This is a genomic window from Mesopusillimonas faecipullorum, from assembly GCF_020539505.1.
GTDB lineage: Bacteria > Pseudomonadota > Gammaproteobacteria > Burkholderiales > Burkholderiaceae_B > Mesopusillimonas > Mesopusillimonas faecipullorum.
Window position 1 is genome coordinate 370,083 of record NZ_JACDXW010000001.1, and the last position, 20,137, is coordinate 390,219.

Annotated in this window: 18 protein-coding genes; 9 read left to right on the forward strand and 9 right to left on the reverse strand. The window is 57.7% G+C overall.

The genetic code is table 11. The annotated features are described in order from the left end of the window. Positions 1 to 10: 10 nt before the first annotated feature. Genes H0484_RS01745 through H0484_RS01760 form a run of 4 tightly spaced genes read right to left on the reverse strand, consistent with a single transcriptional unit; the run spans position 11 to position 5,297 of the window. Positions 11 to 1,882: a dipeptide ABC transporter ATP-binding protein gene (locus H0484_RS01745; protein ID WP_226952710.1), complete on the reverse strand. Its 1,872-nt coding sequence runs from the start codon at positions 1,880 to 1,882 to the stop codon at positions 11 to 13. A 1-nt stretch (position 1,883) separates the two neighbouring features. Further along, entirely contained in the window at positions 1,884 to 2,768 is an 885-nt protein-coding gene (locus tag H0484_RS01750; protein ID WP_226952711.1) for an ABC transporter permease, read from the reverse strand. Beyond that, the gene (locus H0484_RS01755) at positions 2,765 to 3,769 is read right to left on the reverse strand and encodes an ABC transporter permease (protein ID WP_226952712.1); all 1,005 of its coding nucleotides are present in this window, start codon (positions 3,767 to 3,769) and stop codon (positions 2,765 to 2,767) included. The genes H0484_RS01750 and H0484_RS01755 overlap by 4 nt, the downstream gene beginning before the upstream one ends. A 4-nt stretch (positions 3,770 to 3,773) precedes the next feature. Beyond that, positions 3,774 to 5,297 carry an ABC transporter substrate-binding protein gene (locus tag H0484_RS01760; protein ID WP_226952713.1) on the reverse strand — a complete coding sequence of 508 codons (1,524 nt, stop codon included), beginning with the start codon at positions 5,295 to 5,297 and terminating at the stop codon, positions 3,774 to 3,776. Between the two features lie 239 nt (positions 5,298 to 5,536). Between H0484_RS01760 and H0484_RS01765 the strand changes: the two genes are divergently transcribed. The 3 genes from H0484_RS01765 (at position 5,537) to lplT (ending at position 8,213) form a co-directional block, all read left to right on the forward strand. Then, positions 5,537 to 6,004 (forward strand): V4R domain-containing protein, encoded by a 468-nt coding sequence (locus H0484_RS01765; protein ID WP_226952714.1) that lies wholly within the window; start codon positions 5,537 to 5,539, stop codon positions 6,002 to 6,004. 7 nt (positions 6,005 to 6,011) lie between these two features. Continuing rightward, positions 6,012 to 6,686: a GntR family transcriptional regulator gene (locus H0484_RS01770; RefSeq protein WP_226952715.1), complete on the forward strand. Its 675-nt coding sequence runs from the start codon at positions 6,012 to 6,014 to the stop codon at positions 6,684 to 6,686. 222 nt (positions 6,687 to 6,908) lie between these two features. Continuing rightward, positions 6,909 to 8,213: a lysophospholipid transporter LplT gene (gene lplT, locus H0484_RS01775; RefSeq protein ID WP_226952716.1), complete on the forward strand. Its 1,305-nt coding sequence runs from the start codon at positions 6,909 to 6,911 to the stop codon at positions 8,211 to 8,213. 2 nt (positions 8,214 to 8,215) lie between these two features. Here lplT and recQ read toward each other — a convergent pair whose 3' ends face one another. Continuing rightward, positions 8,216 to 10,060, reverse strand: a complete 1,845-nt coding sequence (recQ, locus tag H0484_RS01780; protein ID WP_226952717.1) for a DNA helicase RecQ — start codon at positions 10,058 to 10,060, stop codon at positions 8,216 to 8,218. Positions 10,061 to 10,217: 157 nt separating this feature from the next. Here recQ and H0484_RS01785 point away from each other — a divergent pair, with 157 nt between their 5' ends. Both H0484_RS01785 and H0484_RS01790 read left to right on the forward strand, forming a co-directional pair. Further along, positions 10,218 to 10,919, forward strand: a complete 702-nt coding sequence (locus H0484_RS01785; protein WP_226952718.1) for a response regulator — start codon at positions 10,218 to 10,220, stop codon at positions 10,917 to 10,919. Beyond that, complete coding sequence (locus tag H0484_RS01790) at positions 10,874 to 12,328, forward strand: ATP-binding protein (RefSeq protein WP_226952719.1); 1,455 nt, start codon at positions 10,874 to 10,876, stop codon at positions 12,326 to 12,328. Before H0484_RS01785 ends, H0484_RS01790 begins: the two co-directional genes overlap by 46 nt. Here H0484_RS01790 and H0484_RS01795 read toward each other — a convergent pair. Next, the gene (locus H0484_RS01795) at positions 12,312 to 13,367 is read right to left on the reverse strand and encodes a cytochrome d ubiquinol oxidase subunit II (protein WP_226952720.1); all 1,056 of its coding nucleotides are present in this window, start codon (positions 13,365 to 13,367) and stop codon (positions 12,312 to 12,314) included. The two genes, H0484_RS01790 and H0484_RS01795, sit on opposite strands and share 17 nt — an antisense overlap. Next, a complete protein-coding gene (locus tag H0484_RS01800; RefSeq protein ID WP_226952721.1) occupies positions 13,364 to 14,701 on the reverse strand; it encodes a cytochrome ubiquinol oxidase subunit I in 1,338 nt (445 codons plus the stop codon). Before H0484_RS01800 ends, H0484_RS01795 begins: the two co-directional genes overlap by 4 nt. 117 nt (positions 14,702 to 14,818) lie before the next feature. Between H0484_RS01800 and H0484_RS01805 the strand changes: the two genes are divergently transcribed. The 4 genes from H0484_RS01805 (at position 14,819) to minE (ending at position 18,566) form a co-directional block, all read left to right on the forward strand. Next, a complete protein-coding gene (locus H0484_RS01805) occupies positions 14,819 to 16,579 on the forward strand; it encodes a glutamine--tRNA ligase/YqeY domain fusion protein (RefSeq protein ID WP_226952722.1) in 1,761 nt (586 codons plus the stop codon). Positions 16,580 to 16,589: 10 nt separating this feature from the next. Then, positions 16,590 to 17,366 (forward strand): septum site-determining protein MinC, encoded by a 777-nt coding sequence (gene minC / locus H0484_RS01810; RefSeq protein ID WP_226952723.1) that lies wholly within the window; start codon positions 16,590 to 16,592, stop codon positions 17,364 to 17,366. 111 nt (positions 17,367 to 17,477) lie between these two features. Continuing rightward, positions 17,478 to 18,293 (forward strand): septum site-determining protein MinD, encoded by an 816-nt coding sequence (gene minD / locus H0484_RS01815; protein ID WP_226952724.1) that lies wholly within the window; start codon positions 17,478 to 17,480, stop codon positions 18,291 to 18,293. 3 nt (positions 18,294 to 18,296) lie between these two features. Beyond that, entirely contained in the window at positions 18,297 to 18,566 is a 270-nt protein-coding gene (gene minE, locus H0484_RS01820) for a cell division topological specificity factor MinE (RefSeq protein WP_226952725.1), read from the forward strand. 84 nt (positions 18,567 to 18,650) lie between these two features. Here minE and H0484_RS01825 read toward each other — a convergent pair whose 3' ends face one another. Continuing rightward, positions 18,651 to 18,878 (reverse strand): glycine zipper 2TM domain-containing protein, encoded by a 228-nt coding sequence (locus H0484_RS01825; RefSeq protein WP_226952726.1) that lies wholly within the window; start codon positions 18,876 to 18,878, stop codon positions 18,651 to 18,653. A 179-nt stretch (positions 18,879 to 19,057) separates the two neighbouring features. Then, positions 19,058 to 20,122 (reverse strand): phospholipase D family protein, encoded by a 1,065-nt coding sequence (locus H0484_RS01830; protein ID WP_226952727.1) that lies wholly within the window; start codon positions 20,120 to 20,122, stop codon positions 19,058 to 19,060. Positions 20,123 to 20,137 lie beyond the last annotated feature (15 nt).

Here is a 20,137-nt window from a genome sequence, read left to right on the forward strand (position 1 = left end):
GTCTGTTCTCCTATCGTTCCGATTCAGCCAGCGCCATCTGTGCTTCCAGACTGCCTTGCGCCGGGGGCCAATTGGCACGGGCATCATCAGGCGGTACGCTGGAGAGCAAGACGCGGGTGTAGGGGTGCTGCGGATTGCTGAACACCGTGTCGGTTTCGCCCTGCTCGACCACGCTGCCCCTATACATCACCAAGACGCGCTGACATAAATAGCGAATCACCGACAGATCGTGCGAAATCAGCACCACCGCAATGCCCAGCTCGCGGTTCAGGCGCAAAAGCAAATTCATGATGAGGGCTTGAACCGACACGTCCAGACCCGACACAATCTCGTCAGCAATCAGCAATTGCGGCGCAGCACACAGGGCCCGTGCGATGTTGACCCGCTGCTTTTGCCCACCTGAAAGCTGTGAAGAAAAGCGCTGCAAGGCGTCAGGCGCCATACCGACCTGTCCCACCAGACGCAGGGCCTGTTCCCGGCGCGCTTTGGCCGTGATGCTGGCCTGAACCTCTAGGACTTGGGTCATCAGGCTTTCTACGGTACGTCGGGGGTTCAAAGCTGAATCGGGGTCTTGAAACACCATCTGCACAGTTTGACGCATGTGCTCAAGCTGCTGAGTCGAAGCCCTCTGACGGGCAATACCGCTCACCCGTACTTCGCCGCCCGTAGGTTGAACCAAGCCGGCCATGATACGCGCCAAGGTGCTTTTACCACTCCCGCTTTCGCCCACTACACCCACCAGCTCACCGGGTCGAATGGACAGATCCAAGGGTTTAAGCGCGTCGAAGTAAGCTTTTTTTCCGTCCGCCCGCCTAATCGTGTAGCGCATACTTGCCTGGTGCAATTCCAGCAAAGCGCTGGCCCCCGAAACACCCGTGCTCGAACGCTGCGGCAGGACTTCGGTCTGCACATTTTCTTGTATACGACAGGCCGAGGCACAACGTATGTAATGCCCCTCGCCTACCGCCTCAAGGGGGTGCACATGGGATTCGCATTCAACATTGCGTGTGGAACAGCGCGGGGCAAACCGGCAACCCCGCAGCTCGACCATATCGCGTAAGCCGGGCATCAGATCGGGAAGCACCGGTAGCTCATGCAGATTACCGTGCAACGATGGGGTCGCCTGCTTGAGCGCCCACGAATATGGGTGGCGCGGCTGCTCTAACACTAAACGAGCGGGGCCTGTCTCGACCACGTCTCCGGCGTACAGCACGGCCACGTCATCGCAGACATGTGCGGCCATACGCAAATCATGCGTAATAAGAATGACTGCGGTTTCATATTTTTGCTGAATGTGCCGCAACAGATGGATGATCTGAACCTGCGTGACGACATCAAGCGCTGTCGTGGGCTCATCGGCAATGATGAGCTCAGGATCACCGGAGAAAGCCATGGCGATCAATACACGTTGGCATTGGCCACCGGATAGCTGGTGGGGATAGCGGCTCAGTATCTGCGCAGGCTCGGGCAAGCCGACTTCAGCCAGCCGCGCCTGCGCATACTGATTGCGCTCGGCACGCACTACGCCTACCCGCTTAAGATGTTCAAGCATCTGCTGGCCTATGGTCAGCACGGGGTTCAACGCCGACAAGGGTTCTTGCGGAATAAAAGCAATGCGTTTGCCTAGATAGCCTCGGGCGGCAGCGCTAGTAAGACGTTCGCCCTGGAACAGAACCTCGCCGGCAGCGAAACGCAGATTGGACGGCAGCAAGCCGGCCACGACGCGGCCTATCATGCTTTTACCGGCACCCGATTCGCCCACCAAACCCAAAGTACGGCCCTTGCCTACCGCGAAGTCCACCTGCCGCAGCAGCGCGACCTCTTGCTTGCCCACGTGCGCAACCACCTGGACACCCGAAAACTGCAGGACAGGATGCGTCATCTCAGCTCCTTTTTTGAAGGCGGGGATCAAGCGTGGCACGCAGACCATCGCTAAGCAGGTTGAACGCCAGCACAGCAAAAATGATGCCGCCTATGGGTGCCAGCAAAGTCCACCCGGCCTGGTAGATCTGGTCGCGACCGTCGGCCAGCATGACGCCCCAGGCGACGACATCTGAGGGTACGGACAAGCCCACGAAACTGAGTATGGCTTCAACAATGATGGCCACACCCATTTGCAGACTGAACAAAGTCAGAATCAGCGGCAACACGCCAGGCAAGATTTCGCGCGTCATGGTGCGCCAGTGAGAGAACCCCAGCAAACGCGCCGCCTGCACGTATTCCCGCTCGCGCGCCACCAATACTTCTGCTCTGACCACTCGGTAAAAGCGCGTCCAGTCGACCAGCACAACAGCCAGAATCACATTGCGCACGCCCGTGCCCAAGCCCACCATCAACAACATGGAGAACACGACCGGCGGCACCGACAGCCAGAGACCGACCAGGAAACCCATGGTGGTATCGAAGCGCCCACGCAGATAACCGGCCAGCACGGCTAAAACGGAACCAAAAACCATGGCTCCTGTGGCGGCAAGTACCGCCACCAACAAGGCAATACGGCTGCCGTAGATCAGGCGCGACAGCACACATCGCCCGAGCGAGTCGGTGCCCAAAGGAAACTGCGCCATACCCCCTGCGTCCCAGACGGGCGGCAGCAAGGTCGCCATCAAGTCTTGTGCGTTAGGGTTGTTGGGGGCCAGCCATGGGGCGAAGATCGCCACAAAAACAAAGCACAGCACCATGACGCCGCCTATCGCCACCTTGGGATGCCCCACGGCACGTCGCAGACGACCGCGCCGGCTGGGGCCTGAATCCGTCTTTGTTGTCATGCTTGCCTCAGCTTGGGGTTCAAGGCCGTGTACAGACCGTCCACACAGAAATTCACCCCAAGCACAAGCAAACAGAACACCAAGGCCACACCTTGTATCAGGGGTAAGTCGAAGTTCTTGATGGCCTGCACCATCAGATTGCCCAAACCAGGGAATGAAAAGATGACTTCAATCAGCAAGGTGCCGCCAAAGAGAAAGCCAAACTGCACACCCAACAAGGTCAGGGTGGGCAATGCCGCATTTTTGAACATGTGCCCCCACAGAATGCGGCGCTCGGAGACGCCGCGTAGCCGCGCCACGTTAACGTAGGGCTCGGTCGCTATCTCTATTAAACTGGAACGTAACACCCGGGCAATGATGGGACTGAACGACAACGCCAGTGCGAAAGCCGGTAATAGCAGATGCCGTAAAGCGTCCCACCACGCCGCCCATTGGCCTGCAAGCAGCGTGTCAATCAGCAGAAAGCCCGTAACCCTGGGCACGCTGAACGAAGGATCCAATTGCCCCATGAAGGGCAATATCGGGAACGTGACCCCCAGCACGACGATGAGGATGATGCCCCACAAGAATGAAGGCACGGACAGCAGCACCACCAGCAGAAAGTCTGCAGGGATTTCAAGCTTGCGCCCTTCAAACTTGTACAGGATGACGCCACCGGGGATAGCAATGAGCAGCGCCATCACTAGACTGACCATGGCAAGCTCTAGCGTGGCCGGCAGCGCAGTCTTTATCAGGGCCGTCACCGGTTCGCGAAAGAAAATAGACCGGCCCAGATCGCCCTGGACGGCATTCTGCAACCACACGCCATACTGTTTTGCAATAGAGCCGTCCATGCCCAGCGCCTGACGCAGCACCTCGGCATCTTCATGAGTGGCCGAGGGCGGCAGCATCATTCCCAGGGGGTCGGAAGGGATCAGCCTGAGCAGGATGAACACGATCACCGACAACAGCAACGCCGTGATCAACACCACCCAGATCTTCCTTATTATCAGACTTAGCATGGTTTCATTTCCAGCTGTAGTCCTGCGGCAGGATATAGCCTGTCTGATAGGTGGGCAGGTTCAGTCCCTTTTTGTGTGCGATGGTGGAAATCGACTGCAAAACTGGCAGGCTCCAGGCATTATCAGACGCGCGCTTCATGATCTCGTGGTAGCTGGCTAGCCGTTTTTGCTCATCCATTTCGGTGCTCAAGGCGTCTAACTCGTTTGCCAAAGCAGGATCTTTCCAGGTAGAGAAGCGCAAGCGCGGATCAAGGATGCGCCCTACACCCAAGTCGGGGTCGCCAGTGGCATTCGCCCACACATACAACATGACACCATCAAGCTTTGAGGAATGGCTGAGCTCGAGATACTTGGCCATGGTGATTTCTTCGACTGTGGTTTCAATGCCGATCTGGCTCCACATCTGCGCAATGGCTCGTGCCATGTCGTAGTCGGAAGGGAAAGTATTGTTGGTAGACAGCAAGCGCATTTTCACGGGTTTGTCTTTGCTGTAACCGGCCTTGGCCAACTCGGCAATGGCTTGCTCTCGGTCAAAGGGAATACTGAAATCGGGCACATCGGCAGCCGAACCCTTGGTGGCCAGCACCGACAATGGCTGAGCCACATTGTTGTAGAACGCGCGCGATATGCCCTGTTTATCTATGGCCAACTGCATGGCTCGGCGCAGGTGTTCGTTCTGGAAGGTCTCCACATAGCTAGGCATCTGCAGGATGAACATCTCGCTGTAGGGGTAAGTCTTGGCTTCCAGGTTGGGCGATTTCTGCAGACGAGCCACTTCGCGCACGGGAATTTGTACGGAGACATCCACTCTGCCCGACTCTACCGCCGCCACTCGGGCCGAGGAATCAGGGACGATCTCGAAGACGACCTTATCAATGGCAGGTTTGCCGCCCCAATATTTGTCGAAAGCCTCTAACGTAATGCGCGACCCCCGCTGATAACCGGTGAGCCGGTAGGGGCCGGCGCCTATGGGCTGCTTCAAGAAGGCTTCTTCACCCACTTTTTCGATATAGGCCTTGGGCAAAATGTAGGAAGTCAGAAAGGCGAGGCTCTTGATTGCAGTAGGTGTGGGTTTGGAAAACGTCATGACGGCCTGATGCGGGCTGACGACCTCTATGCCGGTGACGGTGGGCATCATGCCGTTCAGCGCAATGGCCTTGTTTTTAGAGGCACGCTCGAAAGTGAACTTGAGGTCTTCTGCCGTCAAAGGGCTGCCGTCGTGGAAGAAAATATCCTTGCGCAGGTTCAGTTCGAGTTTGGTGCCGGTGTCGTCCAACCATTTCCAAGATTCAATCTGGCGCGGGGTAGCAACCAGCTTGTCATCCATGAAAGTGGGGGAATCGAAGACCGCCTTGAACAAAGACTGCCCTGCAGGGAAAGTCACCGCGGTAGGGTCCCAAGATGGGAGATCAACGGGATAGGCGATTTTCAGTTCGGTGGGCGCCGCATGCGCGCCCCCTGCCATAAAGACCGCCACTGCCGCAGCACCCAGCAGCTTGCGGACCACCCTCGTACACCAAGTATTCATGGAGAACTCCTTTTTGTTTACGTGACTGGAGGGAGCGGTGGAACATCTTCCCGGCACCCACAAAAAGTATACTGTTTGAACATAAATGTAAAAATAATGGATTTCCCTAAACTTTAAATTTTATGAATCAACATGTTATCGTTATGGAAGAAATATAAACTTCTTTAACCCAAGAGAGAGAGAAAATGGCCGAAACCTTACGCGATCGCCTCCAATGGCAAACCTCTCATGGACAAATCATGGATGCCGATCGTCGCTACTTGCTCATGCGCACCGACGTCTTGATGGGCGCATTCCGAGAACTCCCTCCCGAAGCAAGGCAACAAGCATTCGCGGCATTGGCTCGATCCGCCAACCAAGGCGGCGGCGCTTCTACCCGCGCTTATTTCCAGTCTTTGCAGGGCGACGTCTCAGCGCTCTTGAACACCATGACGGCCTATTCTGCTGAACTGGGTTGGGGGGTCTGGTCGTTCTCTCGCGATGCACAAGCGCACGAAATTCACCTGAAGGTGCACAACAGCCCATTCGCCGCAGGGTTCGGGGCTAGCGACTGTCCCGTCTGCCATCCCATCGCTGGTATCCTGCAAACCGTGGGTGAACTCGCGCTAGGTCAGCCGGCTTCGGTGCAAGAAACCTGTTGCTCAGCACAGGGCCACGCTCATTGCGAGTTCCATATCCACGCCCTGCCCGCCCCCGCCTCTCAATGATCTCGCCGTGAGCAAAACCACCAAACCGACACAGAAACTGAAGATTCGCGAACAGGTGTACGAACATCTGCGCCAGCGCATGCGCAGCGGCACCATCACCCTGACAGACCGGCTCGTCGACCACGAAATAGCGGCCGCCTTGGCTGTATCGCGTATGCCTGTGCGCGAAGCCTTGCTTCAACTTAAGAGTGAAGGCCTTCTCGAGGGCACATCTCGGGGTTTCCGCCTAAGGCAGTTCACGCCTACCGATATTGCCCAGATGTTCGAGGTGCGCCTACTGCTGGAACCTGCCGCGGCCTGCAGTGCTTGCGAGAAAGCTTCTGTGGCAGGCTTGGCCCACATGAAAAAAGCCGTCGAGTCTTCGCAGCTTGCACATGATCAAAACGATGCGGTGGCCTATATGGCTGCCCAAACCATGTTCCGTCAAACCTGGATAGGCATGGTGCCCAACCCTCATTTGGCCGCCATGATTACACGCTTGGCAGACCACGTAGAGGCTGTTCGCCTGGCCACCCTAAGCGACCCCGAGTTCCGCTCTTGGTCCCTGTCATCCAGCCATCAGCTTCTCGAGGCTTTTTTAAAGAAAGACCCTCAATTGGTCGAGCAGGCGGTGCACTACAACCTGCGCAACGCAGCAACGTCTTACTACGCCACTCAAGACAGGCTGATCAGCGCAAACTAACAGCCCCCCTAAGGGGCTACCGCTCCGCTCTCAGCCACCCTTTTCCTCGCCCTCGTCCCTCAGGTTTGCTTCAGGACGCTATACTTTCATGCTCTTTTACGTGTCATACGTTTGATTACAAGCATGCATGCCGCTCCAGCGTCCGCCATCGATTCCCTGGTTTTCCATGTCTGAGACACGCTACACCTTTTTGCTTTTTCCTCTCCGACAACAGGAACCCGCGTGAAAAAAGGCTTTTACCTCGTCATGGCCGCGCAAGGGCTGTCTTCTTTGGCAGACAACGCCTTGCTCATCGCAGCCATCGCCTTGATCATGGATCTACACGGTCCGGACTGGATGGCACCCATGATGAAGTGGTGGTTTGCTTTGGCTTATGTGGTGTTGGCCGCCTTCGTGGGTGCCATCGCAGACTCCTTCCCCAAAGGGAAGGTCATGTTCGCCACCAATGGCGTCAAACTGTTCGGCTGCTTACTGATGTTCAGCCACGGCTTATTCGGCCTAGACACAGGCACCCAACTATTTTTGGTGTTCGTCGCCTATACCTTGGTTGGCATAGGTGCTGCCGCTTATTCCCCTGCCAAGTACGGCATCATTACCGAAATGCTGCCCCCCGCGTTATTGGTCAAAGGCAATAGCTGGATAGAAGGCCTGACGGTGCTTTCTATTATTGTGGGTACGGTTCTGGGTGGGGTGCTGATCAGCCCGACGGTTTCCAGCGCCCTACTGTCCCAGCCCTGGCTGGCGGCCCTGGCCAGCACGCGCGCCGAAGCCGCCATTGTGCTGATCGCTATCATTTATTGCCTGGCCGCCGCTTGTAACCTGCTGATTCCGGCTACAGGCATGCGCTATCCGGCGCAGCACAAGCATCCAGGCAAGCTGGTTCGCGAGTTCTCCAACTATGTGTGCATACTGTGGCGCGACAAACTCGGGCAAATTTCGCTGGCCGTCACCACCTTGTTCTGGGGTGCCGGAGCCACCTTGCAATTCATCGTAATCGAATGGGGTGCCCAGCATTTGGGTTACCGGCTAGACCAGGCCTCTATCCTGATGGGCGTAGCCGCTTTTGGCACCATTTTCGGCTCCATTCTGGCCGGCCTTGTCCCCTTGCGCAGAGCACTGTGCGTGCTGCCCTTGGGTGTCGTCATGGGCTTGGCCGTGCTGCTGATGCCTGTGGTGCACAGCACATGGTCGGTATATGCGCTGCTGTTCTTCGTGGGCGCTTTATCCGGCTTTTTCGTGGTTCCCATGAATGCCTTGCTTCAGCATCGCGGGCATGTCTTGCTGTCCGCTGGACACTCTATTGCCGTGCAAAACTTCAACGAGCAACTGAATATCCTGCTGATGCTGGGCATGTACAGCCTGCTGCTTTGGCTGCAACTCCCCATCAACATCATCATTATTATCTTTGGCTTGCTGGTGGCTTTCCTGATGCTGGCTTTTATGTACTGGAGCCACCTGAACCACCGCGCACACCCTGATTTGCAAGAGCAAATAGGTTCAGACGAGCACGGCCAAGCTCTGCGTTAAGATTAGAACTCTGCTACGCAAGCCAGCAACTCTTGGCCATACGCTTCACGCTTACGAGCCCCTATGCCGGTAATGCCGGCCAACTCTTCCAGGTTGCGTGGGCATCGCAGCGCCACGTCTCGCAAAGTGGTATCGTGAAAAATAACGTAAGCCGGCACGCTGTGACTACGTGCCGTCGCCGCACGCCATGCCTTCAGGGCCTCAAAGCGTGCCTGTACGTCTTCGGGAAGGTCTTGCACGACAGCAGCGGGGGTCCGCCCACGACTTCGCGTAGCCGCACGTTTGGCAGAAGGCGCCGCACGACGTAAGCGCAAAACCACTTCACCTTTAAGCACCGCACGGCTTTCTTCGGTCAGCACCAGTGTGCCATAGCCTTCGTGATCAACCGTCAATAACCCTCGGGCCAACAGCTGACGCAAAACGCCACGCCAGGCCTGGTCGGACAAGTCGGTACCGATATTGAACACGCTAAGGCTTTGATGGTCGTGCTGCTGCACCCTGTCGGTCAGCTTGCCACGCAAGATGTCGATAATATGCCCGGCACCAAAGCGCTGCCCTCGCTCTCGCCAAAGCCGATAAACAGCGGAAAGCACTTTCTGGGCTGCCTCAGTGCCATCCCAGGATTCAGGCGGGCTGAGGCAATTATCACAATGACCGCAAGGCTCGATAGGCTGGTCAAAATATTCCAACAGGTGCTGGCGGCGGCAAGCGACGGTTTCGCACAGGCTCAGCATGGCGTCCAGTTGCGCTACCTGCCGACGCCGAAACCGCTCATCTCCCTGCGACTCATCTATCATGCGGCGGTGCTGCGCCACGTCTTGCAAGCCATAGGCCATCCAGGCCGTCGAGGGCAAGCCGTCACGACCGGCCCGACCGGTTTCCTGATAGTAGCCCTCTATGGACTTGGGCAAGTCAACGTGCGCCACAAAACGTACATCGGGCTTATCTATGCCCATCCCAAAGGCAATAGTTGCCACCATCACCACGCCATCTTCGCGTAGAAAACGAGATTGGTTCTCTGCCCGGAGTTGCGTGCTTAAGCCGGCGTGGTAGGGCAAGGCTTGAATGCCATGATTACTTAAATAAGCCGCCAGATCTTCGCAGCGCGCACGCGAAGCGCAATAAACAATGCCGCAATCACCCTCGTGCTCGGTGCGGATGAAATCAAGCAGCTGGCGTTTGACCTCTTGTTTTTCAACGATACGGTAAAGAATATTGGGTCGGTCAAAGCTGGCGACAAAGTGCCGACATTGCTCCAGCGCCAATCGCTGGGCTATCTCGTCACGGGTCTGCGCCGTGGCAGTCGCCGTCAGGGCGATGCGCGGTACATCGGGCCAACGTTCGGCCAACATCGAAAGGCCCAGATACTCAGGCCGAAAGTCATGCCCCCACTGCGACACACAATGGGCTTCGTCGATAGCAAACAATGCCACCCGGCCCTGCTGCAACAGATTCAGGCAACGATCAGTCAAAAGCCGCTCGGGGGCCACGTAAAGCAAATCCAGCTGCCCCGCGACAAAAGCGTCCTCTACATCACGAGCCGTACGCCAGTCCTGGGTAGAGTTCAGAAAGGCGGCTTTGACGCCAAGCTCGCGCAAGGCGTCTACCTGATCCTGCATCAGAGCAATCAATGGCGACACCACCACGCCGGTACCCTCACGGATCAGGGCGGGTAGCTGATAGCACAGCGATTTTCCACCGCCCGTGGGCATCAACACCAGGGCGTCTCCGCCCTGGACGACCTGTTCAATCACGTCCGCCTGGAACCCCCGGAACTCGTCGTAGCCAAAAATCTGCTGTAGCAGGGTCTGGGCTTCGGGCAGGAAGGAACTCAGGGTAGATGGCATGCGCGCAAAACACGGCGCCGACCTATGCGGGCCGGCACGGAGGGGTAAGAAAAGGTGCAGGCATTGTAGCCCTTGGGCGCGCGCCTTGCGGCCCAACCATTTCAGCCCATTACGCCCCTGCTTGCCTCGAATCCCCGACTAGATCAAACTGCACCCCATGGAAACCTCGCTTACCAAGGTGCTGGTCGTAGACGATGACCCGGCCCTGCGCCAGCTATTGGCCGACTACCTCAACCGTCACGGTTACGACACGCTACTGGCTCCCGATGCCAGTGACCTGGAATCTCGCATCCAGCGCTATCACCCGCAACTGATCGTGCTCGACCGTATGCTGCCCGATGGCGACGGCGTGGATGCCTGTCGCCGTTTGCGTGACATGGGCGAAGACATTCCCATCGTTGTGTTAACCGGACGTGACGAAACAGGCGACAAAATCACCGGCCTGCAAGCCGGCGCCGACGACTATTTGGGCAAGCCTTTCGACCCCCGTGAGCTCTTGGCCCGCATAGAAGCCGTGTTAAGGCGTAAAAAGGGCGCGTCAGCGCTGCTGCGCCAACAGCCCGTACATTTTGGCCCTTTCACCTTCGACCCCATTACCCGCCAACTGGCGCGGGCCGGTGTAAACATCAAACTGACCGGTGGTGAGATCAATCTTCTTGAGGCGCTGGTTGCCAATCCGGGCAAACCGCTCTCACGCGAACGCCTGCTAGCCTTGGCACGAGATGACGAGCACGGCGAACGCAATGACCGCGCCATTGACATCGCCGTCCTGCGTTTGCGCCGCGCCATTGAAGATGACCCGAAACAGCCCAGATGGATACAAACCGTTTGGGGTGTAGGCTACCGGTTCTCACCTTGATCAAGCGCTTATTACCGCGCTCGCTGCGCACCCAGTTGATCCTGCTGGTACTGGGCACTATCTTGGTGGTGCAGGCCGGCACTTTGGCTACTGTCGCCCATTACCGGCATCAGTTCACCAAAACAGTGGTGGTCGACGTGACCACCACCACCATTCGCACCTTGCAGGCCGCCTTGGTCGAAATACCCGCCTACCGCCGCGCCGAGTTCATACGCCAGGCTTCCCAGAACGAATGGTATATCTCTTCGCGTACGCTCCCGGCTCAAACTGAGCTCGAGCGGCAGCCCGGCCAAGGCGGCGCGCACAGCATGCGCAAAAAAGAGCCCCCCGAAGGCCTACGCCGTGAACTCTGGGACCTGGTTCAAGATATCAACGCCCGCCTGGATGGCAATACCCGCGTGGGTCTGTCTCGAGGGCCTCTGCATCGCCTGGTGATTTCTCTGCCCCCCAACCTGAGCGCCGACCCTTCGGGCCCGCAAACGCGGGAATGGCTGGTTATCCCTCTAGAGAGCCTGGCTCCGCCCGTAGCCACCCCCCTGATCGCTGCGTGGCTGGCGGGCACCGGCCTAGTCTTGCTTTTGGCGGCTGCTTTTTCGTGGCACATTACCCGTCCCCTTACCCGTTTGACACGCGCCGCCGACCAGTTGGCAGCGGGAAAACCTCAGCGCGTCACGCCTTCTGGGCCCAGCGAAACCCAAGCTTTGGGCCAGCGTTTCAATGCCATGCTCGACGCCTTGACCGAATCCGATGCTGTGCGCCGCACCTTGCTGGCGGGGCTGCCCCACGACTTGAAAGGCCCTCTTTCACGTATGTGGCTGCGCATAGAAATGATGGATGACTCTGCCTTGAAAGACGGTTTGCGCAGTGACACCCAAGAAATGCAGCGCATGGTCAATCAGTTTATAGGCTTCGTGCGCGGCACCGACCCCGCCACCTACCGTTATACCCAATTGCCCTTGAACGTTTGGCTGGAAGAACAAGTCAGCGCCTGGGAAAGTGTGGGCCGTGAGGTGCATTGGCACGACCAAACTTCACACGCTCTGACCTTGGCAGTCGATCCGGGGGCGCTGGGACGCCTGCTGGACAACCTCATCACCAACGCCTTGAATCACGGCGCACCACCGGTGCTGGTCAGCCTGACCCAGGAAGCCGACCGGGCGGTAATCGATATTACCGATCACGGCCCAGGCATCAGCGCCACGCGCCGTGAAGAGGCGCTGCGCCCGTTTTCCAGGCTGGACGACGCGCGCACACAAACGGGTTCCGTCGGTTTAGGCTTGGCGCTCTGCGAAGCCATTGCCAAGGCGCATGGCGGCGGTCTGACCTTGGATCAGGCCGCCACCGGGGGCTTATCCGTGAAAGTCTGGCTTCCGCTTACCGGCAGCCCAGGGCTTAACGCACAGACTTGAACGGCGGCGGCTCGGGTGGGCGGGATTCGCCAAACATGCGCCAGTACACCCACAGATTGAACACGATGATGACGGGTGAAGCCACAATCAGCGCAGACAACATGAAAGGTGCTACGTCAGGCATGGGAGACGCATCCCAGAGGGTCAGGTCATCCAGCACCAGATAGGGAAAGAAGCTATAGCCTATCCCCCCCAACACAGCCAGGCAAACAGCCAGCACCAGTGTGAAAGGCAACCATGCAGGAGCCGTGCGGCGATAAGACAAGCGTCTCAGGGTGAGCTCTAGTGTGATGAAACATAAGAGCAGCAGCCCCCATAGGCCCAACACCATGGGCCAGGGCACATCGCCCCCCCATTTAAGCAGAACGCCAGGATTACCCAATGCCAAGGCTGCGGATACCGCCACAGCACCTGCCGCCGCCCATCGCACCGCCAGCCGCCCCCACAGCGCGGCACTGACTCTTAAACGGCCGGGCTGACGCATCACCAACCAGCAGGCACCCAACAAGCAAAAAGAAGCAAAGCCGCAAAAAGTAACGAACACCACAAAAATAGCGAAGCCCCCTCCGGAATGTGTGGGCAAAACGCTATAGGCCAACAGCCAACCATAAGCCAAGGCAGCCATGCAGGAACCCACCCCGAAAAGGCGGGCCCAAAAGGGCTGTTCGCTTAAAGGGGCGCGTAAGCGCAGTTCGAAAGCCGCCATACGCAAGGCAATGCCGGCCCCCAACAAGCATAAAGGGGCATACAACTGACCCAACACGCTACGCCAGGCCAGAGGGAAGGCTGCCAGGAACACCACCAAGCACAGCAACAGCCAATAACCATTGGCGTCACGCCACGGCGCCAGCAGGCTCAGCATGCGATTGCGATAGGGCGTGGACGCAAACAAGGCCAGACACCCCACGCCTATATCGAAACCGTCTAGAACAATACACGCCAGCAGCAGCGTGTACAGCAAAGCAAAGAAAACCAAGGGCATCCAGAAAGCCGGATCGTGCGCACTGATGCCTAGCAAGCTCACCAAGGTATTTATCATGCGCGCCCCCGATGTCTGGTCACCGGCACCACGCCATAGAAGGCAATGTGTCGCAATAAGCGCACAAAACCAGCCGCCAGCACACCGTAGACCAGGCAATACAGCAACAAACCAAAACCCACTTCAAACAGGCTATGCGGCACGGCCACCTCGGTGAGCGTCACCTTGCCCTGTACCGCATAAGGCATTTGCCCCGCCAGCAAACACGCCAAGCCCGTCAAGGCGGCAGTGCCGCCCAAATACGCGGCATACGCCCAGGTTCGTCGCCAGCGAACAGGCACGGCCTGAAGATCGGCCTTTCGTTTATACAGCTGCCACCATGCCAAGCTGATTAAGGCCCCCATAACCAGCACAATGAGCAGTGTGAGCCGAGCCGACCAGAATACCAAGGCAACCGGTGGCGCCATGCCGGAATGGCGTTCCAGCCCTACCAGCACGCCCTTTTCGTCGCGAGCCAGCCAATCTTCACCGCCTTTCACGCGCCAGGCGGCGTGATTGTCTTGAGTGTTTGCATCAGGCCAGGCAAAAACCACCCATTCGGCAGGCGTGTTGTTTTTCCAGTAGCCCATGATGGCCGCTGCCCGAGCCGGTAGTTGGGAAGCCGACGCCATCGCGTAACCCGCCAGGAGCCCTACTGCTAACAGCCAACCAGCGGTGCCCAGAACCAGCCCCGTTCGCAGCCCGGTCAGTTCGCCGATCTGCACAGGATGCCGCAGACTTTGCCGCGCAACGACCCCCAACATGAGGCCGCCTGCGGTAAGGGCGGCCATGGCCAGCAACAAACCAAAAAGCCAAGCTGCCTGGGTATTGCGCAACAGTGTGGGCCAGGACTGCACAAGGTATCTGCCATTGACCCATTCGCCCCCGACAGGGTGCAGAAACCAGCCCAACAGCACGCATCCCAGCCAGGCGGTAACAGTAATACCGAGTGCAGTCATGAGCACCATGCAGGTGTGTACCCAAGGCGACAGCTTGTTTTGGCCAAAAAGCATGGCCCCTAAAAAACAAGAACGAAAAATGACCCCTATCACCATCATCAGCAGCAAAAGCGGGCCCACCACCACATCAGCCTTGTCCATGAGCCCTGGCCACTGACTGCCAAACTGCAGGATCACGGGCACGATGCCCGCCAGCACCAAAACACTTGAAAGCGCAAACACGCGCACCCAGAACCGGTAAGCCGCCACCCATTCCGGCCGGCCGGCAAAGTGTGAGGCAAGCTTGAAGGCAAACAATACCCACGCCAGTGCCAGCTCGATGAGCAAAAACACCAGTAAAAAGCCCAGGCCTGTGAAGAATTGCAGCTGTGCCAGCCAAGTCGGGAGATTTGTCATAATGAGCCGTAGTGTAGAGCCAGCTGCCCCACTGTGTCGCTAGCCGGGGCAAATGTTTGCGGACATGGCAAAATGCTATCTTTGCCGCCGCTCTTGTTTTTCGTTTAGCACTTTTCCATGACCGACGTCCCGACTACGCCGCCCAAACATTTCCTGCGCACCCTCATCGAGAATGACCTGGCCAAGGGCCGCCACGCCCAGAAGCGCTGGGCCGGCAGACCTGGCCCCGCCCACGTGCAGCAGGCGGGCCAACCCGACCCCGCACGCATACGCACGCGGTTTCCGCCGGAGCCCAACGGTTATCTTCATCTGGGTCATGCCAAAAGCATTTGCCTGAATTTCGGTCTGGCTATAGATTATCAAGGCGCCTGCCATTTGCGCTTCGATGACACCAACCCCGAAAAAGAAGAAACCGAATACGTCGAGAGCATCATAGATATGGTGCACTGGCTGGGATTCGACTGGCGCTTCCAAACAGAAGAAAATCTTTATTACGCCAGCGACTATTTCGGATACATGTACGAATTCGCTCATGCGCTGATCAGCATGGGCCACGCCTACGTCGACGAACAATCGCCCGACGAAATCCGCGCCATGCGCGGTACGCTAACCGAAAAAGGCACAAATTCGCCCTGGCGCGACCGTCCGGCTGCTGAATCCGCAGCCTTGCTGGAAGAAATGCGCGATGGCAAACACCCCGACGGCAGCATGGTGTTGCGCGCCAAAATAGATATGGCTTCGCCCAATATCAATCTGCGCGACCCTATCTTGTACCGCATACGTCACGCGGCTCATCACCGCACAGGTACGCAGTGGTGTATTTACCCCATGTACACCTTCGCGCACCCCCTCGAAGACGCCCTCGAAGGCATCACGCATAGCTTTTGCACGCTTGAATTCGAAGACCAGCGGCCATTCTACGACTGGGTGCTCGAACGCTTGGCAGAGCAAGGCCTGCTGTTGCGGCCTTTGCCGAACCAATACGAGTTCGCACGGCTGAACCTTAGCTATATCGTTACCAGCAAGCGCAAGTTGCGCGAACTGGTGGCCGGCGGCCATGTGGCAGGCTGGGATGACCCGCGCATGCCCACTCTGGTGGGTCTGCGCCGTCGTGGCTACACGCCGGCTTCCATTCGCCTGTTCTGCGACCGTCAAGGGGTTTCCAAATCGGATTCGCGCATTGATTACAGCTTGCTTGAGCAAGCCTTGCGCGACGACCTCGACGCCAAGGCTGAGCGTCGTGTCGCCGTACTCGACCCGATCAAGCTCGTCATCACCAACTACCCTGAAGACCACAGCGAACCTTGCCAAGCGCCTCGCAACCCCCATGAGCCAACCGTGGGCGAGCGCCATTTTCTGTTCAGTCGCGAACTCTGGATAGAGCGCGACGACTTCCGCGAAGAACCGCCAAAGAAATATTTCCGTTTGTTCCCGGGCAATACCGTGCGGCTCAAATACGCGTACGTTGTGCGATGTACGGGTTGCGTCAAAGACGCCGACGGCAACGTCATCGAAGTACATGCCGAATACCTGCCTGACACCAAAAGCGGTACGCCGGGTGCAGACAGTGTCAAGGTCAAAGGCAACATTACTTGGGTCAGTGCCGCTCATGGCGTGCGTGCCGAAGTCAGGCTGTACGATCGCCTCTTCCTCGACGCTCAGCCCGACGCCGGCGACAAAAACTTCCTCGACTACATCAATCCCGACTCGTTCCGCACCGTTCAGGCCTGGCTCGAACCCGGCGCCCCTGTCCAGCCCGAGTCTCATTGGCAATTCGAGCGCCTGGGCTACTTCGTGGCCGACCGCGTAGATTCCACGCCCGAGCACCCGGTTTTCAACCGTAGCGCCACCTTGCGTGACTCTTGGACCAAGGCATAGGACACAAACCGTGAGTCAAGCCTCCCCAACAAAACCCGCCCTCGATTTCAAAAGCGCCGCTTTATATGCCGTACGCGTGGTCCTGCACAGCGCGGACAGTCAAGCGCTTTTCAGCGCCCTGGATCAACGCATGCAAGATGCGGGCAGCTTCTTCGAAGGCGAACCCATCGTGGTCGATGCCTCACAACTGGATGAGTTGGTAGACTGGTCCAGCCTGCTCCAGGCCTTGCGCGGCCATGGCTTGCACCCTATAGGCATAGTGGCCCAGGGCGACAATCTAACGGCTGCCCAAGCCCAAGGTCTGGCCGCCGTTGATTTGTCCAGCCCACCCGCTCGCCCGGCCAGTACACCTGCACCGGAATCCGAAGTGCCTGCGGTCAGTGCCGTCGCAAGTGCCCAAGCAGCTGAACCGCAAGCGGCTCAAACCGATTCCCCTGCGATTGCGCCCGCCGCCATGGTGGTCAATCGTCAATTACGGTCTGGCCAGCGCCTGTACGCCAGGCATACCGACCTTATCGTCATCGGTGTGGTGGGCCAAGGTGCTGAAGTCATTGCAGATGGCAACATCCATGTTTACGGGCCACTGCGCGGAAAGGCCATGGCAGGCGCGCGCGGCGACACCAGCGCACGCATCTTCTCCACCGAGTTCAACCCCGAGCTGGTGGCCGTGGCCGGCGTGTATCGCGTACTAGACAACCAGCTGGAACCCGCCTTGCATCGCAAGCCCTGCGTCGTGCAACTAGAAAGCGAAACCTTGCGCATTACGCCTTTGGGTGACAAAAGCTGACATTAAAGATTTGTTGCCAAGCGTGCCAGTTTGGCAACCTGGCGAACCGCACTTAAGCGGTTTTTTGCATTACGATTACGTGGTTTATCTGCATACAAGGATTTTTACGTCATGACGCGTATAGTTGTGGTGACATCCGGCAAGGGCGGTGTGGGTAAAACCACCACCAGCGCCAGCTTTTCCTCAGGCCTCGCCATGCGTGGCCACAAGACGGTAGTCATCGATTTTGACGTCGGCCTGCGCAATCTCGACCTCATCATGGGTTGCGAACGCCGTGTCGTGTACGATTTCGTCAACGTCATCCAGGGTGATGCCACCCTGAACCAGGCTCTCATCCGCGACAAGCAACTCGAGAACCTGTACATTCTGCCCGCCTCGCAAACGCGCGATAAAGACGCCCTCACCATGGAAGGCGTCGAAAAGGTGCTGAACGACCTTAAAGGCATGGGCTTCGAATACATCGTGTGCGATTCGCCCGCCGGCATCGAAACCGGCGCACTGATGGCCTCTTTCTTTGCCGATGACGCCATCGTAGTCACCAACCCCGAAGTCTCTTCGGTACGCGACTCCGACCGCATCCTGGGCATTCTGTCGTCCAAATCGCATCGCGCCATTCACAGCTCAGAACCCATCAAAGAGTTCCTGCTACTTACGCGTTACAGCCCCAAGCGTGTCCTGGACGGCGAAATGCTGTCGCTTAGCGACGTCGAAGACATCCTGCGCATCAAACTGATCGGCGTCATTCCTGAGTCCGAGAACGTCTTGCAGGCCTCTAACCAAGGGGTACCGGCCATCCATCTGCGCGACACTGACGTTTCTCAGGCCTACCAAGACGTCGTAGCCCGTTACCTGGGTGAAGAGCGCCCATTACGCTTTGTCGACTACGAGAAACCGGGGCTGTTCAAGCGCCTTTTCGGAGGCAAGTAATCTATGTCTTTTCTATCTTTTCTGCTGGGGCAAAAGAAGACCTCGGCCTCGGTGGCCAAAGAGCGACTGCAACTTATCCTGATCAACGAACGCGGAAGTGGCACCAGCCCAGATTACCTTCCCCAGCTTCGCAAAGAACTGGTGGAAGTTATCTCGCGCTATGTCAAAATCAACCCCGAAGACATCCAAGTGAATCTTGATCGTCAAGAAGAACTAGAGATCCTGGAAGTAAAAATAGAAATGCCTCAGCCAGGCCAGCCGGCTCAGTCCTAAACAGGCGTCTAGGCATTCAAGCAGCAAAAAGCGCCGCTACCCACAATACTGGGTGCGGCGCTTGATGTTTTAAACGGGCAGAAACTATCTGTTTTTACCGATTTGGTCGCCTATGACGCCACCCACAGCGGCACCACCTATTGTGCCCAGTACGCCACCATTGGTAACAACGGCCCCCGCAACGCCCCCTATACCGGCGCCGGTAACAGCCCCTTTTTGACGACTGCTCATGCTGTCCCAGCTGGAGCAGCCCGCCATGGCTACCGCCAATACACAAAGAGCCAAAGGTTTGGTCCAGGTTCTTGTCTTCATGATGACACCTCCGTGGAAAATTTGCCGGGCCCCGCAGCTCGGCCATGTCTGATTAGGCATAGTTTCAATGTACTGGTTCCATGACGGGAGTGCGGGTCAAATTGCTTGTGTTTCCGACACTTTGTAACACGCAGCTTGTCGGGTATGCCACCCGCTCCTGCCTGATACTCGCCTAAGCATTATAAAAGCGGGTCTATGGGCAAGAGCTGAAGAAACTTGATGGTGGCTCGCTGCCACCAGTTGGTACCAGGCTCTACATCAAAGCGTTGTTCTTGACCGTCTTTGTGAAGCAGCCAGTAAATTTCTCCGTCTTCATCCAAGCCCAAACGATAGGCCATCCGCGGAACATCTTGGCTAAAAATCCGTGTCACTTGCCGGGCCAGCGCGGGGCTATCGATCACGAAGCCGAGTTCGGTGTTGAGTTTGGCAGAGCGCGGATCGAAGTTAAACGAGCCTACAAACACACGCTCGCCATCTACCGCGAAAGTCTTGGCGTGCAAGCTGGAACCCGAGCTGCCGAGCAAGCGCGACCCCTGAGGCTGTGGCGTTGATGCCGCACTACGCATCTCGTATAGCTGCACGCCCCCTCGCAGCAAGTCCTCACGCCGCTTGGCATAGCCAGAGTGCACGATGATGACGTCACTGGCGCCGAAATATTCGTCACCAATATTGCGGCCGCCAATAATGGTGACCTGGTTGTCGGCTGTCAGAGACTTGTTGTGCATACGCCGGTTCAGGCGCGAAAAATCGGTGAAATAGCCCAGCATCTTGGGCCAACGCAGTAAAAAAGGATTGAAGAGCCTGACCTGAATATTGGCATGCGCATCCAGCGCTGCAAGCTCATCGTCCAGGCCGGCGATGCCGTTGTCATCCAACAGCAAACGCACCCGTACACCCCTGTCTGCCGCCTCGTAAAGGGCTTCAAGCAGCAAGGTGCCCGTCATGTCGGCACGCCAAATGTAGTACTGCACATCCAGGGTGCGCTCGGCGGCACGCACTAAAGACATGCGAGCAGCAAAAGCATCACGGGCATCGGCCAGTGGATGGATGCCCGACAGGCCCGCATGGGTGTCAGCCAGCGGGCTAATGGCTTTGCCTAGCGCAGTCGCCCGGGCCTCTTGCTGGCTGAGTGCCGAGGAAGCCTCGCGACCGTCCAGGGGCGGCAAAGCACAGCCGCCCATAAGGGCGGCGTACAGCACCCCAACGGCTGCCAGTACGATAGCGAAGGTACGTTTTGACGGCATTTGGAAGTTTCCTAG

Coding starts and splice junctions, on each gene's coding strand:
- recQ (WP_226952717.1), bottom strand. CDS start 10,060: ATGCCATCTACCCTGAGTTCCTTCCTGCCCGAAGCCCAGACCCTGCTA.
- H0484_RS01750 (WP_226952711.1), bottom strand. CDS start 2,768: ATGACAACAAAGACGGATTCAGGCCCCAGCCGGCGCGGTCGTCTGCGA.
- H0484_RS01790 (WP_226952719.1), top strand. CDS start 10,874: ATGGATACAAACCGTTTGGGGTGTAGGCTACCGGTTCTCACCTTGATC.
- H0484_RS01765 (WP_226952714.1), top strand. CDS start 5,537: ATGGATGCCGATCGTCGCTACTTGCTCATGCGCACCGACGTCTTGATG.
- H0484_RS01825 (WP_226952726.1), bottom strand. CDS start 18,878: ATGAAGACAAGAACCTGGACCAAACCTTTGGCTCTTTGTGTATTGGCG.
- H0484_RS01795 (WP_226952720.1), bottom strand. CDS start 13,367: ATGATAAATACCTTGGTGAGCTTGCTAGGCATCAGTGCGCACGATCCG.
- H0484_RS01800 (WP_226952721.1), bottom strand. CDS start 14,701: ATGACAAATCTCCCGACTTGGCTGGCACAGCTGCAATTCTTCACAGGC.
- minD (WP_226952724.1), top strand. CDS start 17,478: ATGACGCGTATAGTTGTGGTGACATCCGGCAAGGGCGGTGTGGGTAAA.
- H0484_RS01785 (WP_226952718.1), top strand. CDS start 10,218: ATGGAAACCTCGCTTACCAAGGTGCTGGTCGTAGACGATGACCCGGCC.
- H0484_RS01760 (WP_226952713.1), bottom strand. CDS start 5,297: ATGAATACTTGGTGTACGAGGGTGGTCCGCAAGCTGCTGGGTGCTGCG.
- H0484_RS01830 (WP_226952727.1), bottom strand. CDS start 20,122: ATGCCGTCAAAACGTACCTTCGCTATCGTACTGGCAGCCGTTGGGGTG.
- H0484_RS01745 (WP_226952710.1), bottom strand. CDS start 1,882: ATGACGCATCCTGTCCTGCAGTTTTCGGGTGTCCAGGTGGTTGCGCAC.
- minE (WP_226952725.1), top strand. CDS start 18,297: ATGTCTTTTCTATCTTTTCTGCTGGGGCAAAAGAAGACCTCGGCCTCG.
- H0484_RS01805 (WP_226952722.1), top strand. CDS start 14,819: ATGACCGACGTCCCGACTACGCCGCCCAAACATTTCCTGCGCACCCTC.
- H0484_RS01755 (WP_226952712.1), bottom strand. CDS start 3,769: ATGCTAAGTCTGATAATAAGGAAGATCTGGGTGGTGTTGATCACGGCG.